Below are 16475 nucleotides of genomic sequence, written 5' to 3'. Positions count from 1 at the left end.
GCTTTCCAACAATAACGCCTTCGACACCGCATTTCCCTTCCCTCGATGGGGTCAGATCCGAAAAGTGGACACGAGCTCAGCCGAAACGCGCACCATGCCGAGTCAAAAGCAGTGTTTGATGGCGTTCTTAAAACTTTATAGCTCAGTTCGTGTCTACTTTTCGGATCTGACCCCGGGGATTGAAAGACTGGTTGTGCGCTAGTGTTTCTAGTCGGTTGCACAAGGACTCGATGGCGGGCGGCGCGGTAAAGCGTTGCGCTATCTCGGCGCTGCGCTGAGTAACTTGTTCGACGCCGACTACCCGGCGCAGCGCGGCGGCCATGCGCGCGGGCGTCACGCGCGCCGCATGCAGGCTGGCGCCGGCGCCCAGCGCCACGACCCGGGCGGCGTTGTCGAACTGGTCGTGGGCGAGCGGCACCACCAGTTGCGGGGTGCCGGCGCGCAAGGCTTCGGCGGTGGTGCCGATGCCGCCGTGGTGGGCCAGCGCGGCCACGTGCGGTAGCAGCGCGTTCAATGGCACGTAATCCTGCCAGCAGATAGTCGGGGGCAATGATGACGCGATCTGGTCGCGGTGCGGGGTCAGGAAAATGGCGCGCAGGCCGAGCTGATTCACGGCTTGCGCTGCGGCTTCGAAATAGGCGCGCGCCTGGCGGTTGCCGGTGCCGGGCGTGAATACTACCGGCGGCGGTCCGGCGTCGAGAAAGGCGCGCAGTTCGGCGCTGGGCGCCGCGTCTGGTGCGGGGTCGTACAGCGGGAAACCGGCCTGGTGCAGCGGCTGCGGCCAGTCCGGCGGTGGCGCGGCGAACCAGTCGGGGAACAGGGCCAGTGACAGGTCGGCAATGCCGAGGATGTAATCGATCAGGCTGCGGACCGGCGCCAGGCCGCGCGCCGCGCGCTCCCGGTTCAGGTCGGGCAAGGCGACCGGATCGATGAAGCGCGCCGCCAGCGCACGCCACAGCCGGCGCCGTGCACTATGCGGCACCCAGCGCGGCACCGGCCACGGGCCCAGCAGCAGCGGATCGTGGACGGTCGGCAGGTTCGACGGCGCCAGGTAGGCGGCCGCGATCTTTAACGCCGGCTGCGCGCGGCGGCACAGGTCGGCTTCGGGCAAGGCCAGCGGATGCGCCAGCAGTACATGTTCCTTGTCGTTCGACAAGGCCTCGACCAGCGCCGGCAACTGCGCCATCGCCGGCCGCGTGGCCTGCCACACCACGGCCAGGCCGCGCGTCGCATGCCACAGATCGGGATGGTCGAGCACGGCCGGGTCGGCCGGCAAGCCGTGGAAGCTCAGCCCGGCCGCTTCGACATACGGCGCGTGCTGCTCGGGACCGAGCAGCGCCACCCGGTGCCCGCGCGCCGCCAGCGCCCGTCCGATCCAGAGGAAGGGAAACAGGTCGCCGGCCGAGCCGATCGTGACCAGCGTAAATTGCACGCCTGCGCCCGCCGCGACCGCTTAGAAGGTCAGCGTGCCTTCGATCGAATCGTCGAGCGTCTTGCCGATCACGGCGCCGACCGCCATCTTGGCGCCGGCCACCAGCTGGCCGTGCTTGTTGTCCCAGTAATAGCCGATTTTCGGCGTGACCTTGAGCACGGTGATGCGCGGATCGTCCTCGCCTTCGGTGAACCACACCTTCAGGTGCGAATCCCACAGCTGCTTGATGCGCGCCTTGTCCTGCGAGATCTCGGCGTGGCCGTCGATCTCCAGGAAGCCGGCGTGCTTGTCGGCCTGGAACATCAGCTTGACCATCGGATTGGTCTCCAGCTCATGGTTCTTGTGGCTGTCGACGCTGCTGAGGAACCAGATGGTGCCGTTGTCGTCGACTTCGCGCACGCTCATCGGGCGCACGCCGCGGCTCGGGCCGAGGCTGCCGCCGGTGCACAGGAAGCAGGTGTCAGCATCCTCGATCATGTCCTTGATGCGCTCGATGGCATCGGCGCCGCTCAGGTCGCGGCGGTTTTCTTCGGGTTGATTGCGGTTGATGGAATCCATGGTTGTCTCCTGAAAGCCTGGCCACATGGCCGATGAGACAACTTTAACGTTCCTGTAACCGCCGGTATGTTGGCGGACGTACGGATGGCGGCCATGCCACTGGCCGCCGGTACAAAGCCGGTTCGTCGCTTCCGTTCGGCAAGCCCCGAACGCTTACAGAAAGCGGTCCAGAATCTTGCGACTGTGCTTGTCGATCCGGTACATATCGCGCACCAGGAAATTGATGCCGTGGCTGTCCGCCACCAGCAGCGACGCTTCGCCGATGCGCCGGATATCCTCGTCCACCTTCAGCACGAACTGGGTATCGCCGCGATCGGTCTCGACGAACCAGGTACACGGCGTGGCAAAGCTCGACACGTCCTTGATGCGCACGATCTCGGGAATGAACTCGCGCCCTTCGATCTCTTCGCGCACCAGGGTGCGGATCTCTTCCGGCATCTCGGCCAGGTCGTCGATCCAGGCCACTTCCTTGCCGCCATCGCGCACCAGCGAGATGCCCTTGGTCGGCGCCTGGATCGGGAAGGCGCGCACCGGCATCACGCCGACGTGCTCCTCGCCGCTCTCCAACGTAATGATGAGCTTGCCGAAACTGTCGCGGCGCAATTTAAATGGAGTAGTGTTCACTGCGCTCATTTATACGTCCTTGTCGTCCATGTCCTGATCCACATTGCGCGCCTGCGCTTCGTAGAGGCGATGGTAAGCGCCTTCGCGCGCCATCAGCTCGTCGTGGCTGCCTTCTTCCACCACCACGCCGCGGTCCAGCACCACCAGCCGGTCGGCGCGGTGCAGCGTGGACAGGCGGTGCGCGATGGCGATCGTGGTACGGCCCTGCACCAGATTGTCGAGCGCCTTCTGGATTTCTTTCTCGGTTTCCGAGTCCACCGACGAGGTCGCTTCGTCGAGGATCAGGATCGGCGGATCGATCAGCAGTGCGCGCGCGATCGAGATGCGCTGGCGTTCGCCGCCCGACAGCCCCTGGCCGCGCTCGCCGACCATCGAATCGTAGCCCTGCGGCAGGCGCAGGATGAATTCATGGGCGTGCGCCGCGCGCGCCGAAGCGATGATCTCTTCACGCGTTGCGTTCGGCTTGCCGTAGGCAATGTTCTCAGCAATCGTGCCGAAGAACAGGAAAGGTTCCTGCAGCACCAGGCCGATATTGCGGCGGTAATCGCTCACCGCGAACGAACGGATGTCCTTGCCGTCGAGCAGGATCGCGCCTTCGGCCACGTCGTAGAAGCGGCAGATCAGATTGACCAGCGTGCTCTTGCCCGAACCCGAGTGGCCGACCAGGCCGACCATCTCGCCGGCGTTGATCTTCAGCGAAATGCCGCGGTTCACCGCGCGGTTGCCGTAGCGGAAACCGACTTCGCGCAGTTCGATATCGCCGCGGATTTTGTCCACCTTCACCGGGTTGACCGGGTCCGGCACGCTCGAGACGTGGTCGAGAATGTCGAAGATGCGCTTGGCGGCCGAGGCCGACTTCTGCGTCACCGACACGATGCGGCTCATCGAATCGAGCTTCACGTAGAAGCGGCCGCTGTAGGCGATGAAGGCGGTCAGCGTGCCGACCGTGATGTCGCCCTGCGACACTTGCCAGATACCGAAGATCCAGATCACCAGCAAACCGAGTTCGGTCAGCAGCGACACAGTCGGCGAGAACAGCGACCACACCCGGTTCAGCTTGTCGTTGACGGCCAGGTTATGCTTGTTCGCTTCGCGGAAGCGCGCCGATTCGCGCTTTTCCTGGGCGAAGGCCTTTACTACGCGGATGCCGGGGATGGTGTCGGCCAGCACGTTGGTGACCTCGCCCCAGACGCGGTCGATCTTTTCGAAGCCGGTGCGCAGGCGGTCGCGCACCACGTGGATCATCCAGGCGATGAACGGCAGCGGCACCAGGGTTACCAGCGCCAGCCAGGGATTCATGCTGAACAGGATCACGCCGGTCATGATGATGAGCAAGACGTCGGACAGGAAGTCAAGCAGGTGCAGCGACAGGAACACGCTGATGCGGTCGGAGCCGCTGCCGATACGGCTCATCAAGTCGCCGGTGCGTTTGCCGCCGAAATATTCCAGCGACAGCCGCAGCAGGTGATCGTAGGTGGTCGAGCGCAAATCGGCACTGATGCGCTCGGACGCCAGCGCCAGCACATAGGTCTTGCCCCAGCCCAGCGCCCAGGCCAGCATCGATGCGCCGAACAGCCCGCCCATGTACAGCCAGACCAGCGACTTGTCGATGTTCTGGCCGTTCTGATACGGGATCAGCACATTGTCCATCAACGGCTTAGTGAGATAAGGCGGAATCATGTGCGCCGCCGTCGAACCCAGCATCAAGAGGAAACCAAGCAGCAGTTGGCCCTTGTACGGCCTGGCGAAGCGCCACAGGCGGAACAGGGTCCAGGTCGACGGCGGCGTATGCAGCACCTTCTCGCAGATCGGACAGTCTTGCTGGTCGGCCTCGAGCGGCGCCTTGCAGCTCGGGCAGGTGTGCTGCTCGGGTGGCTGGACGGCGACACCGGACACGACACTTTTCACCTGGTCGACGAAATGGTCGACCACCCGGATCGCCTGCAGGTTCTGTCCCAAAGTAAACCGCCAGGATGCCAGCAAACCCTGCTCGTCGACCAGTTCCAGATGCCCGACACCGGCATGGTCATGATGGCGTAGCGCGAGCCCGGCACGATACGGCCAGTCGCGCCAGCCGGTTTCGCCCGGCGCGCGCGCCAGCAGACGGCGGCTTGTCACCAGCACCAGGCCTTTTGAAAAATGTAATTTGGCGTCGAGGTCAACCTCCACGCCGGCTAAAACGTTTTCCCCTGGTGCAAGCTGTTTCGCGACGTCACTTTGCCAGGCTTCAGGCAAAAAACTGGCGGCTACCGCCAGGGACGACGGACTAGCAAGTTGTTGAGTTGTCATGTATTGCGCCCGCTGATCAGGCAATGTGTTCTGGTAAGGGTAATGCGGTACGGAGGCTCGGCGACGCACGAGGATCGTCAATACACCTTGCGCGCGATTGCGTGAAACGCTCCACAGAGCGCTAGAACGTTCTTGGGTATCGTTTGGATGACAAGCGGGGGCGTATTGATGGGAATTGCGGCGCAGCAAGCCGAACAGTATACAGGACGGGTGCATGGTGTGCGCTGCGGTCGGCGGGCTTTCGCTACCGTAGTGGACAGTCAGGCAAACAAGGCAAAACCGCCACAAGCGCAGCAGCGCGGCCGGCGGCAAAAGAAGACAACATGATCAAGAAGAACGACATCAAGTTCCTGCGCGTGACTTACCTGCGCGGACCGAATATCTGGACCTACCGTCCGGTGCTCGAAGCCTGGCTCGACATCGGCGAACTGGAAGAGACTCCCTCGAACCTTCTCCCCGGCTTCACCGAACGCCTGACCGCCTGGCTGCCGGGACTGATCGAACACCATTGCGGCGTCGGCCACCGCGGCGGCTTCCTCGAACGCCTCCGTGACGGTACCTGGGCCGGCCACATCCTCGAACACATCGTGCTCGAGGTCCAGAACCTGGCCGGCATGAAGACCGGCTTCGGCAAGACCCGCTCGACCGGCGACTACGGCATCTACAAGATGGCCTTCCGCACCCGCGACGAGATCGTCGGCCGCGCCGCACTGGATGTGGCGCACCGCCTGATGATGGCCGCCATCAACGACGAAGCCTTCGACCTGGCCGCCGACGTGCAGCGCCTGACCGACATGGTCGACCGCCACTGCCTGGGTCCGTCGACCGCCCACATCGTCGACGCCGCCACCGACCGCCGCATTCCCTCCATTCGCCTGACCGACGGCAACCTGGTGCAGCTCGGCTACGGCGCCGCCCAGCGCCGCATCTGGACCGCCGAGACCGACCGCACCAGCGCCATCGCCGAAGGCATCGCCAGCGACAAGGACATGACCAAGTCGCTGCTGGCTTCGTGCGGCGTGCCGGTGCCGGAAGGCGCGATCGCCCGCAGCCTAGAGGACGCCTGGGAAGAAGCGCAGGACATCGGCCTGCCGGTGGTGGTCAAGCCGGTCGACGCCAACCACGGCCGCGGCGTGTCGCTGAACCTGATGACCGAGGCGGAAGTCAAGGCCGCCTACACCATCGCCTCGAACGAAGGCGACAGCCGTTCGGTGCTGGTCGAACGCTACGTGACGGGCAGCGAACACCGCCTGCTGGTGGTCGGCCGCAAGGTCGTCGCTTGTGCCCGCGGCGAGTCGGTCTGGGTGCAAGGTGACGGCCGCCACACCGTGGTCGAGCTGTGCGATATCCAGATCAACATCGACCCGCGCCGCGGCGAGAGCGAGGAATTCCCGCTCAGCCCCGTCAAGCCGCGCGAAAGCGAAGAAAACCAGCTGGTGCTGCAGCGCCAAGGCCTCACGCCCGACTCGGTACCGCAGAACGGCCAGAAAGTGCTGATCCAGCTGAACGGCAACGTGGCCGACGACGTCACCGACCTGGTGCACCCGGACGTGGCGCATGCCGCCGCCCTGGCCGCGCGTATCGTCGGCCTGGACATCGCCGGCATCGACCTGGTGTGCGAGGACATCTCCAAGCCATTGGACGAGCAACGCGGCGCGATCATCGAAGTCAACGCCAGCCCGGGCCTGCTGGCCCACATGAAGCCGGCCAGCGGCACCCCGCGCAACGTTGGCAAGGACATCGTCGAGCACCTGTTCGCGCCGGAAGACAGCGGCCGCATCCCGGTGGTGGGCGTGACCGGTTCCAAGGGCTGCAGCCTGATCACGCGCCTGATCGGCTGCCTGGTCAACATCACCGGCAAGGAAGTCGGCGTCGCCAACGGCGAAGGCCTGTACCTGAACGCGCGCGCCATCTCGCAGCGCGACAGCACCGGCGTCGAAGCGGCCCAGCGCGTGCTGATCAACCGGAACGTAGAGACCGCCGTGTTCGAATCGAACGCGCGCTCGATCCTGCAGGACGGCCTGCCCTACGACCGCTGCGCGGTGGGCGTGGTCACCGACATGGACGGCGTCGAAGACCTGGTCGATTTCTATATCCGCGACGACGACGCGATGCGCAACGTCATCCGCAGCCAGGTCGACGTGATCCTGCCGAGCGGTGTCGCGGTGCTCAATGCCGCCAACGAACGGGTGGCGGAACTGGCTGAATTGTCGGACGGCGGCGTGATCTTCTACGCGGTCGATGAGCACAACCCGGTGCTGGCGGCGCACCGCGCGGCCGGTAATCAAGTGGTGTTCGCGCGCGACGGCCGCATCGTGCTGGCCACGGGCGAGCAGGAAACCAAACTGGTGGCGCTGTCGGCGATGAAGCCGTCCACCGTGAAGTATCCCGAAAACGTGCTGGCGGCAGTGGCGGCGGCATGGGCGCTGGGCGTGTCCAGCGACCTGATTTGCGGCGGCCTGCGCGCTTTTGATGCAACCCCGGCCACCCCCGCCACCCCGAAAAAAACGACTCACTAAAAAACGGCCCGGCTTGTCGCCGGGTCCTGGTGCCCGCCCTGGCCTCGTGCCTGGCGCGGCCCACGAAAGGAATGACGCTTTATGGAAGTATCTCGCGTACGGGCCCTGCGTGGCCCCAATCTCTGGAGCCACCACACTTCGGTCGAGGCCATCGTTTCGTGCTCGCCCGAAGAGGAATCGATCGCTGGCTTGAGCGGCTTCGAAGCGCGTCTGCGTACCCGCTTCCCGCAGATGGGCGCCCTGCAGCCGTTCGGCCATGACGACACCATCCCGCTGGCCCACGTACTGGAGCTGGTGGCGTTGACGCTGCAGGCCGAAGCCGGCTGCCCGGTAACCTTCAGCCGCACCACCGCGACGCTGGAAACCGGCATCTACCAGGTGGTGGTCGAGTACAGCGAGGAAGACGTCGGCCGCCTGGCGCTGGAACTGGCGCAGGGCCTGATCGACAGCGCCCGCAACGACACGCCGTTCGACCTGGCCGCCGCGCTGAAACAGCTGCGCGACCTGGACGAGGACGTGCGCCTGGGCCCATCGACCGGCTCGATCGTGCAGGCCGCCGTGGCGCGCAACATTCCGTTTCGCCGCATGACCGAAGGCAGCATGGTGATGTTCGGCTGGGGCAGCCGCCAGCGCCGCATCCAGGCTGCCGAAATCGACGCCACTGGCGCGATCGCCGAATCGATCGCGCAGGATAAAGAACTGACCAAGAAACTGCTGGACGCCGCCGGTGTGCCGGTGCCGCAGGGCCGCAGCGTAACAAGCCCGGACGACGCCTGGGCCGCCGCCATGGAAATCGGCCTGCCGGTGGTGATCAAGCCGAAGGACGGCAACCAGGGCAAGGGCGTGACGGTCAACGTCACCAGCCGCGAGCAGCTCGACGCCGGCTTCGCCGCCGCATCGAGCTTCCGCGAAGACATCCTGGTCGAACGCTACCTGCCGGGCCACGACTACCGCCTGCTGGTGGTGGGCGACAAGCTGGTCGCCGCCGCGCGACGCGAACCGCCGCAGGTGATCGGCGACGGCAAGCATACCGTGCGCGAGCTGGTCGAAGAAGTCAACCGCGACCCGCGCCGTGGCGACGGCCACGCGACCTCGCTTACCAAGATCCGCTTCGACGACATCGCCCTCGGCACCCTGGTACAGCAAGGGATGAATGCCGATTCGGTGCCGGCCGTCGGCCAGCGCGTGGTGCTGCGCAATAACGCGAATCTGTCGACCGGCGGCACCGCCACCGACGTCACCGACGACGTCCATCCGGAAGTCGCCGCGCGCGCGGTGGCCGCGGCCCACATGATTGGCCTCGATATCTGCGGCGTCGACCTGGTGTGCGACAGCGTGCTACGTCCGATCGAAGAGCAGAACGGCGGCATCGTGGAAGTGAACGCCGCGCCGGGCCTGCGCATGCACCTGGCGCCATCGTTCGGCAAGCCGCGTCCGATCGGCGAAGCCGTGATGGACACGCTGTACGCGCCGGGCGACGATGGCCGCATCCCGGTGGTGGCCGTCACCGGCACTAACGGCAAGACCACCACGGTGCGCCTGATCGCCCACCTGTTCTCGACTTCGGGCCTGCGCACCGGCATGACCAATACCGACGGCGTGTACATCGAAGGCCGCCGCATCGACAGCGGAGACTGCAGCGGCCCGCGCAGCGCGCGCAACGTGCTGCTGCATCCGGACGTTGACGCCGCCGTGTTCGAGACCGCGCGCGGCGGCCTGCTGCGCGAAGGCCTGGCCTTCGACAAGTGCCAGGTGGCGGTGGTGACCAATATCGGCGCCGGCGACCATCTGGGCCTGAACTACATCACCACGCTCGAAGACCTGACGGTACTCAAGCGCGTGATCGTGCAGAACGTGGCGCGCAACGGCATGGCGGTACTGAACGCCGCCGATCCGAGCGTCGCCGCGATGGCCGCCAAGACGCGCGGCTACGTCACCTTCTTCGCCCAGGATGTCGGCATTCCGGTGATGTCGATGCATCGCGCCCAGGGCAAGCGCGTGGTGTTCGTCGAGGACGGGCACCTGGTAGCGGCCGAGGGCAAGTTCGAGGAGCGCATCGATCTGCGCGAGGTGCCGATCACGCGCGGTGGCGTGGTCGGGTTCCAGGTCGAGAACGTGATGGCGTCCGTCGCTGCGGCCTGGGCAGCGGGCATCAAATGGGACGTGATCCGCCTGGGCCTCAAAACCTTCGTCGGCGAGAGCGACAATGCGCCGGGCCGCTTCAACGTGTTCGAGTACCGTGGCGCCACCTTGATCGCCGACTACGGCCACAATCCGGACGCCATCGCGGCGCTGGTGAATGCCGTGGAAAGCATGCCGGGCAAGCGCCGTTCGGTGGTGATCAGCGGCGCCGGCGACCGCCGCGACCAGGACATCACGCAGCAGACCGAGATCCTGGGCAAGGCGTTCGACGACGTGTTGCTGTACCAGGACCAGTGCCAGCGTGGCCGCGCCGACGGCGAAGTGATCGCGCTGCTGCGCGCCGGTTTGAACGGCGCCACCCGCACCAGCCACGTCGAGGAAATCAACGGCGAGTTCGTGGCGATCGACCGCGCACTCGAGCGTCTCGACAGCGGCGACCTGTGCCTGATCCTGATCGACCAGGTCGACGCAGCGCTCGCGCACATCGCACGCCGCGTCAAGGAAGCGCATAGCGCCTGACGTCTTCCACCGGGGCGGGAAGCGCGCTATCCTGAACGGATGAGCAACCCGCCCCTGTCTTCCTCTCCTCCACTACCGAAGCTTGGCGTCGCCACGCTTATGAAGGAGCTGCTCAACTTATCCCCGCGTCCAGTTACGACACCAGCAAACTCCGCTTCTCAACTCGACAAAAGCTAGCGCGAGCATATGCAGCTTTACCACGCTACGCGGCCTTCGGCATCGCTGACGCCTCAGTGCCGACTACACGCTTTCGATAGCGCAAGTCTACAGCGCCTTGAGCATGTACTAAAACGCTTGCTACTGAGCTAGGCATCAGTGTGCATGTCTACACTGATAGCGTAAAGCTTACGCAGTCAGAAGTGACAAACGATGGCGACACTCTACGATGTGTCCGCTTAGTCAAATCGTCATAGCTAGCGCCGCGCAGAACTTCACCTGACCATGAGAACTACTCGGAAATTCTTCACCGTTTGCAACTTCTTACGAAGTCAACACCAAGCGATCAGAGTAGAATAATGAAATCTACATCTGACTCTTCACTAGGAGGCTGGGAACATCATCGACATGGAGCATGTCTGCACTTGGGCCGAGTTGTTGTGTTCAGGCGTATCTCAATGGCGTTCATCTCTTTGCAAGAGTGTAAAAAAGTAGTATTGCAAATAGCTTTATGTGTAGACATAGGTCAAATTGTCTTAACTTTTGTCAGGGCAATTCAAAAAAGCCACTATGATCAAAGAGTAACTTGTGACTACTCTACAAACTATAGCTAATATTAATATTTGAGGCATCAATGTTTTCGACAATAGAAATTCGCAAATTCCGTTCATGTCGCGACGTGAGGCTGTCGAACCTAAATGAAATTCTAGTACTAATTGGGCGAAACGGCGCAGGAAAGACCAATGTGCTTAAGGCAGTTCAATGGGCTTCGCAATTCGCCAGCAGTAATTTCGACAAGAATAATATAGCATCCAAGCGCCTGCATGCCAGCGATGGTGACGTTGCGCTCACATTTTCGGTTGGAGAGCGGTCTTTCTGCTATGAACTTAAGCGAACCTCAACGTATGATTTTAGTATTACGGAATTTAAAGTAGAGTTAGAAGAAAAAATCTCTATTTGCGAAGGCTCGCAACGCACCACATGGATTCATCGTACTGGCGAGCAAGTCAATCTACACGCCTTACCAAGCGAAGCGGTCACATCTTTTGAGATTGCAAGCACTACTTCAGTAGTTGCTGCAATTCAGGCTCTATTTCCAGAGAAATCATTTTATCGAGCCATTGCCACCGACATCCAAAAATTTATGTTCTCGGTGAAATATTACCCTCTTCATAATTTTGAAGAGGCTTCTGACAATGCCGCAATATCAGGCCAAGATTACAAAAAATGGAAAGCGACCAAATTCAGAGAACTAAACACACTTAGTTCTTTGGTGCTCACTCTTATACATATGAAAGAAGAGCGCGAAGAAAGTTTCAATGAGCTCAACTCACTGATTGGAGCGAATGGAATGGGTTTAATTGACGAGATTCAAGTCATATCTCATAAATTCAATAACCCAACTTCGAATTTATTCACTGATAGCGATGAAAATACCTACCACTTTGTACGCTTTATCGTGCATAACAATGATGAGGAACAGGCTTCGTTCGGCCATGGGATCAGCGATTTGTCATTCGGCACCACTCGTATTCTTTTCCTTTTAGTATCCCTTTTGTATGACCGTGCAACTGTGTCACTTGTTGAGCAGCCTGAAGACGGTATTCACGTCGCTCTCATTGATAAATTGATACCACTATTGAGGTCTTATGCGAATGACGCCCAGTTCATTGTTGCAAGCCACTCGACTGCCATACTAAATCGCTCTAAACCTGAAGAAGTCCGATTAGTTAGCAATGCAGATGGTACAACTCAGGTAAGAGCGCTGTCATCTGAAGAATTAGCAGCTGCCGCTGGATATCTTGAGGAAGATGGCCCGCTTTCTGATTTTTTAATATCTCTTGGTGATGATTGATGTACGCAATTCTTGGAGAAGACAGTTCTGATGTAGAGATGCTAAGCACTCTGGTGAAACGCATCGCGAAACGACAAAACCTCACAGTGAAAAAGATGGGGTATGGAGGATGTGCAGAATTACTCATAAAAGGTGCCAAACAAATAAGAGCTTATAGCCGCATAGGGTGCACGAAGTTTATTATTTGCTACGACTCAGACCGAGCAGAACCACGCGCACGACATGCTGAAATTGTTGAAAAGGTAATTGCAAAGTCGGAGATCAAGGGTGATTTCTGCGCTTTAGTCCCCATTCAAGAAATCGAATCTTGGATTCTGGCAGACCTCCCTGCTGTATCCAAGATAATTCCCTCATGGAAACCAACCAAAATCATACATAACCCCGAGTTGCAACAAGATCCCAAAGAATATTTGGAAGATTTAAGTAAGACTGCTCAGCATCGCCCTTTGTACAGTCATGCCTTACATAATCCACGAATTGCTGAACATTTATCGCTCGAGAAAATTGCAAGGAAGTGCCCTTCTTCGCTTCCATTATTTGAGTTAATTCAGAGCGGTATAGGCAACCATCCCTGGCCCAAATACGGTTCAAACAAAGACCGAATTGAAAGAATTGTCGAAAATTTGACGCTATGACTTGCTGCGGCTTGACATCTTCCACTAAAGCGGGAAGCGAGCTATCCTGAACGGATGAGCAACCCGCCCCTGTCTTCCCCTCCTCCACTGCCGAAGCTCGGCGTCGCGACGCTGCTGAGGGCGCTGTTCAAGCGTCCTGCGCGCTCCGCCGAAACATCACTCGCCGCCAGCTACCGCCTGGACCGTATCGACCGCGCCCATGTGCGGCGCTACAACGCTGTCTTCGGCTTCGATGGCAGCGCCGTGCCGGTCACCTTCCTCTACCTGCTGGCGCAGCGCGCGCAGCTGGCGACGCTGATCGAGAAGCCGATCCCGTTTCGCATTCCCGGCCTAATCCACGTCGAGAACCGGCTCGAGATGCACGGCAAGATCGATCCCGATGCGACATTGGCGCTGGCCACGCAGGTCGCGCTGCCGCCTCCCGCGCCCAATGGCGCCGTGCTGTGCGTGCTGCAGACGCGTGCGTTCGCGGGCGAGCGGCTGGCGTTCACCTGCGACAGCACCTACCTGATCAAGCGCGGCAGCCGGAGCGGGCGCGCCGAATCCGCTCGACCCGACGCCCCTGCCGGCGGGCGGATCGGCAGCTGGACGCTGGCATCGAATGCCGGCCGTGCCTATGCCGCCCTGTCTGGCGACTGGAATCCGATCCACCTGTGGCCGTGGAGTGCACGGCTGATGGGCATGCGCGCGCCGATCATCCACGGCATGCATTCGGTGGCGCAGGCCTGCGCCTTGCTGGAACGGGCGCGAGGTCAGCGCGTGATGCGGCTGGATTGCCGCTTCAAGACGCCGGTACCGCTGGGCGCCGACGTCATGCTCGTCGGCGGGTTGGAGGATGGCCGCTTCGCTGTCTCGTGCGGCGAACGTGTGGCGGTCGAAGGCCAGGCGATCGGATGAAACGGATGCCGTTTTTTTAACGGCGCAAGCTCGGTTTCCAAGCCGCGAAGTTACCTTCTTGGTGCGTTGCCTAACATTACTAGCACATTCCATTTGGAAAGCCAATTGACGCAATTGTCATTTTGCATTACAATTGACGACAATTAACAACAGTTATGCGTTGTAACACCCTGCAGTACAGCATTTCTCACGCCATGCGCGGGAAATCATCCTTGGGCCCTTGCGCCCACATCAAGTAATCGTTTGACGCAATACCGCGTCAGCATCCCGGCGCCGCACTAACGCGGCGCCTGCGTCGTCAGAAGTCCTGAGCCCAGCCTCTTTTGACACGCACGACACAGCAACGGCATCCACTTCGCCGCGAACGCGTGTCCCGCTCCCTTTTCGTCGCCCGTGCGCGCCTGGCGCCAGCATGCGTTGCCGACGGCCCGGGTGCGCCGATTTCCGTTCGCGCCGATGGCTGTGCAGTGTCATTCCATTCGCCCAACGAAGGAGAACCACAAAGTGGCAAAGCAAATCATCATCGACCGTGTCTTCAAAGTCTTCGGCGATCATCCCGAAGCAGCACTGGAACTGGTCCACCAAGGCGCCAGCAAGCAGGACATCCTGGCCAAGACCGACTGCACCATCGGCGTGTTCGACGCCAACTTCACCATCGAAGCCGGCGAGATCTTCGTCATCATGGGCCTGTCCGGTTCGGGCAAGTCGACCATGGTGCGCATGCTCAACCGCCTGATCGAGCCGACCGCCGGCCGCATCCTGGTCGACGGCTACGACATCAACACCCTGCCCGATGCCGAACTGCGCGCCCTGCGCCGCAAGGACATCAGCATGGTGTTCCAGTCGTTCGCACTGCTGCCGCACGTCTCGGTGCTGGATAACACCGCGTTCGGCATGGAACTGGCCGGCATCCCCAAGGCCGAGCGCCACGCGCTGGCACGCCAGGCGCTGGAACAGGTGGGCCTCGCCGCCTACGCCGCCAGCTATCCCGACGAACTGTCGGGCGGCATGCAGCAGCGCGTCGGCCTGGCCCGTGCGCTGGCCTGCGACCCGTCGATCCTGCTGATGGACGAAGCGTTTTCCGCGCTCGACCCGATCATGCGCACCGACATGCAGTCGGAACTCCTGCGCCTGCAGCAGATCAAGCGCCGCACCATCGTCTTCATCTCGCACGATCTTGATGAGGCAATGCGCATCGGTGACCGCATCGCGATCATGAAGGATGGCCACGTGGTGCAGGTCGGAACGCCGGAAGAAATCCTGCGCAAACCCGCCAACGACTACGTGCGCAATTTCGTGCGCGGGGTCGATGCGGCGGCCGTGTTCAAGGCCAGCGACATCGCGCGCAAGAGCCAGATCGTGGTGTCGGAGTCGCCGGCGCGCGGCTCGCGCGCGGCCCTGTCGATGCTGGAAGAAGAAGACCGCACCTACGCCTACGTGGTCAATCCGCGCCGCGAATTCCTCGGCGTGGTGTCGGTAGACTCGCTGCGCAGCGCCCTCGACGGGCACACCGGTCCACTGGGCCTGGCGCACGCCTTCCTGCCCGACGTGCAGACCATCCGCGCCGACGAACCGGTCGCCGGCCTGTTCGGCCAGGTGGCGCAGCTGCCGTACGCGGTGCCGGTGGTGGCCGACGACGGCAGCTTCCGCGGCGCGATCAGCAAGACCACCTTGTTGAAATTCCTCGACCGCGACACGCCCGCCGTTCCAGAGGCACAGATTCAGAAAGGACAAGCATGAATTCGAGTAGCGCAACCGTAGTGCAAGCTGCCGCAGAGCAGGCCTCCCAAGTTAATCCCTGGCTGCCGTCGCCGCCGGGCGACACCTCCTGGCTCGACGCCGCCGGTCCTGCCGCCACGCTGGAACACGCCGCCGGCCTCGACCTCGCGCACGTCTTCGACGGCGCCCTGCCGCTGCAAGCGTGGATCAACGAAGGACTGGGCTGGGTGGTCGAGCATTTCCGCCCGCTGTTCCAGGCCGTGCGGGTGCCGATCGACGCTACGCTGACCGGCGCCAGCGACCTGCTGCTGGCCGTGCCGGCGCCGCTCCTGATCGCCATCATCGGCCTGCTGGCCTGGCAGTTCACCAGCCGCACGCTGGCGGTCGGCACCGTGGTCTCACTGCTGGCGGTGTCGATGCTGGGCGTGTGGCCGGAAGCGATGATTACCCTGTCGCTGGTGCTGACCTCACTGGCGTTCTGCCTGGCGATCGGTCTGCCGCTCGGGATTTTCCTGGCCAGCAGCGACCGCGCGCAAAACGTGCTGCGTCCGCTGCTCGACGCGATGCAGACCACGCCTGCCTTCGTGTACCTGGTGCCGGTGGTGATGCTGTTCGGCATCGGCAATGCGCCGGGCGTGATCGTCACCATCATCTTCGCCCTGCCGCCGCTGGTGCGCCTGACCAACCTCGGCATCCGCCAGGTGCGCCCTGACCTGATCGAAGCGGCACGTGCGTACGGCGCCTCGCCGTGGCAGCTCCTGAGCCGCGTGCAGCTGCCGCTGGCAATGCCGTCGATCATGGCCGGCATCAACCAGTCGCTGATGCTGTCGCTGTCGATGGTGGTGATCGCCTCGATGATCGCGGTCGGTGGCCTGGGCCAGATGGTGCTGCGCGGTATTGGTCGCCTGGACATGGGCCTGGCTACCGTCGGCGGTCTCGGCATCGTGCTGCTGGCCATTACGCTGGATCGCCTGACCCAGGCCATGGGCCAGCCGCGCCGCGGCGTGCGTCACTGGTACCAGACCGGCCCGGTCGGCTTCATCCTGCGCCGCGTGGGTGGCAATTCGGCGCGCAACGATGCCGATGTGGCCACGTCCGCCACGCCCGCCACGCCCGTCACCGCAAAATAA

At 62.2% G+C, this 16475-nt stretch carries 11 protein-coding genes; 7 read left to right on the top strand and 4 right to left on the bottom strand.

Going from position 1 to position 16475, the window contains the following annotated elements:
- Positions 1-142 precede the first annotated feature (142 nt).
- From RTQ83_RS13075 to RTQ83_RS13060, 4 genes are all read right to left on the bottom strand, one after another.
- Positions 143-1432 (bottom strand): glycosyltransferase, encoded by a 1290-nt coding sequence (locus tag RTQ83_RS13075; RefSeq protein ID WP_312515089.1) that lies wholly within the window; start codon positions 1430-1432, stop codon positions 143-145.
- A gap of 21 nt (positions 1433-1453) precedes the next feature.
- On the bottom strand, positions 1454-1990 hold the full coding sequence (locus RTQ83_RS13070; RefSeq protein WP_312515086.1) for a pyridoxamine 5'-phosphate oxidase family protein: 537 nt from the start codon (positions 1988-1990) through the stop codon (positions 1454-1456).
- 153 nt (positions 1991-2143) lie between these two features.
- The gene (locus tag RTQ83_RS13065; RefSeq protein WP_312515083.1) at positions 2144-2623 is read right to left on the bottom strand and encodes a DUF1854 domain-containing protein; all 480 of its coding nucleotides are present in this window, start codon (positions 2621-2623) and stop codon (positions 2144-2146) included.
- The gene (locus tag RTQ83_RS13060; protein ID WP_312515080.1) at positions 2624-4903 is read right to left on the bottom strand and encodes an ABC transporter ATP-binding protein; all 2280 of its coding nucleotides are present in this window, start codon (positions 4901-4903) and stop codon (positions 2624-2626) included.
- Between the two features lie 323 nt (positions 4904-5226).
- On the opposite strand from RTQ83_RS13060, the gene cphA (RTQ83_RS13055) reads away from it, so the two are divergent.
- The 7 genes from cphA (RTQ83_RS13055) to proW all read left to right on the top strand — a co-directional run bounded on the left by cphA (RTQ83_RS13055) (position 5227) and on the right by proW (position 16475).
- Positions 5227-7422: a cyanophycin synthetase gene (gene cphA, locus RTQ83_RS13055; RefSeq protein ID WP_312515077.1), complete on the top strand. Its 2196-nt coding sequence runs from the start codon at positions 5227-5229 to the stop codon at positions 7420-7422.
- An 81-nt stretch (positions 7423-7503) separates the two neighbouring features.
- Positions 7504-10083, top strand: a complete 2580-nt coding sequence (cphA, locus tag RTQ83_RS13050) for a cyanophycin synthetase (RefSeq protein ID WP_312515074.1) — start codon at positions 7504-7506, stop codon at positions 10081-10083.
- Between the two features lie 790 nt (positions 10084-10873).
- On the top strand, positions 10874-12094 hold the full coding sequence (locus tag RTQ83_RS13045; protein ID WP_312515071.1) for an AAA family ATPase: 1221 nt from the start codon (positions 10874-10876) through the stop codon (positions 12092-12094).
- Positions 12094-12729, top strand: a complete 636-nt coding sequence (locus RTQ83_RS13040; RefSeq protein ID WP_312515069.1) for a DUF4276 family protein — start codon at positions 12094-12096, stop codon at positions 12727-12729. Before RTQ83_RS13045 ends, RTQ83_RS13040 begins: the two co-directional genes overlap by 1 nt.
- A gap of 54 nt (positions 12730-12783) precedes the next feature.
- Entirely contained in the window at positions 12784-13626 is an 843-nt protein-coding gene (locus RTQ83_RS13035) for a MaoC/PaaZ C-terminal domain-containing protein (protein WP_312515066.1), read from the top strand.
- A 504-nt stretch (positions 13627-14130) separates the two neighbouring features.
- Positions 14131-15366, top strand: a complete 1236-nt coding sequence (gene proV, locus RTQ83_RS13030) for a glycine betaine/L-proline ABC transporter ATP-binding protein ProV (RefSeq protein WP_312515063.1) — start codon at positions 14131-14133, stop codon at positions 15364-15366.
- Positions 15363-16475: a glycine betaine/L-proline ABC transporter permease ProW gene (proW, locus tag RTQ83_RS13025; protein ID WP_312515059.1), complete on the top strand. Its 1113-nt coding sequence runs from the start codon at positions 15363-15365 to the stop codon at positions 16473-16475. Before proV ends, proW begins: the two co-directional genes overlap by 4 nt.

Source organism: Massilia sp. (assembly GCF_031995545.1).
GTDB lineage: Bacteria > Pseudomonadota > Gammaproteobacteria > Burkholderiales > Burkholderiaceae_D > Telluria.
The sequence above is the reverse complement of the archived record's forward strand: the minus strand, read 5'-3'. Positions and strand labels throughout refer to the sequence as shown.

Bases quoted from the DNA above. Each gene is read 5' to 3' on its own strand.
- RTQ83_RS13065 (WP_312515083.1), bottom strand. From the start codon at position 2,623: ATGAGCGCAGTGAACACTACTCCATTTAAATTGCGCCGCGACAGTTTC.
- proW (WP_312515059.1), top strand. From the start codon at position 15,363: ATGAATTCGAGTAGCGCAACCGTAGTGCAAGCTGCCGCAGAGCAGGCC.
- RTQ83_RS13070 (WP_312515086.1), bottom strand. From the start codon at position 1,990: ATGGATTCCATCAACCGCAATCAACCCGAAGAAAACCGCCGCGACCTG.
- RTQ83_RS13045 (WP_312515071.1), top strand. From the start codon at position 10,874: ATGTTTTCGACAATAGAAATTCGCAAATTCCGTTCATGTCGCGACGTG.
- cphA (WP_312515074.1), top strand. From the start codon at position 7,504: ATGGAAGTATCTCGCGTACGGGCCCTGCGTGGCCCCAATCTCTGGAGC.
- RTQ83_RS13035 (WP_312515066.1), top strand. From the start codon at position 12,784: ATGAGCAACCCGCCCCTGTCTTCCCCTCCTCCACTGCCGAAGCTCGGC.
- RTQ83_RS13040 (WP_312515069.1), top strand. From the start codon at position 12,094: ATGTACGCAATTCTTGGAGAAGACAGTTCTGATGTAGAGATGCTAAGC.
- RTQ83_RS13060 (WP_312515080.1), bottom strand. From the start codon at position 4,903: ATGACAACTCAACAACTTGCTAGTCCGTCGTCCCTGGCGGTAGCCGCC.
- cphA (WP_312515077.1), top strand. From the start codon at position 5,227: ATGATCAAGAAGAACGACATCAAGTTCCTGCGCGTGACTTACCTGCGC.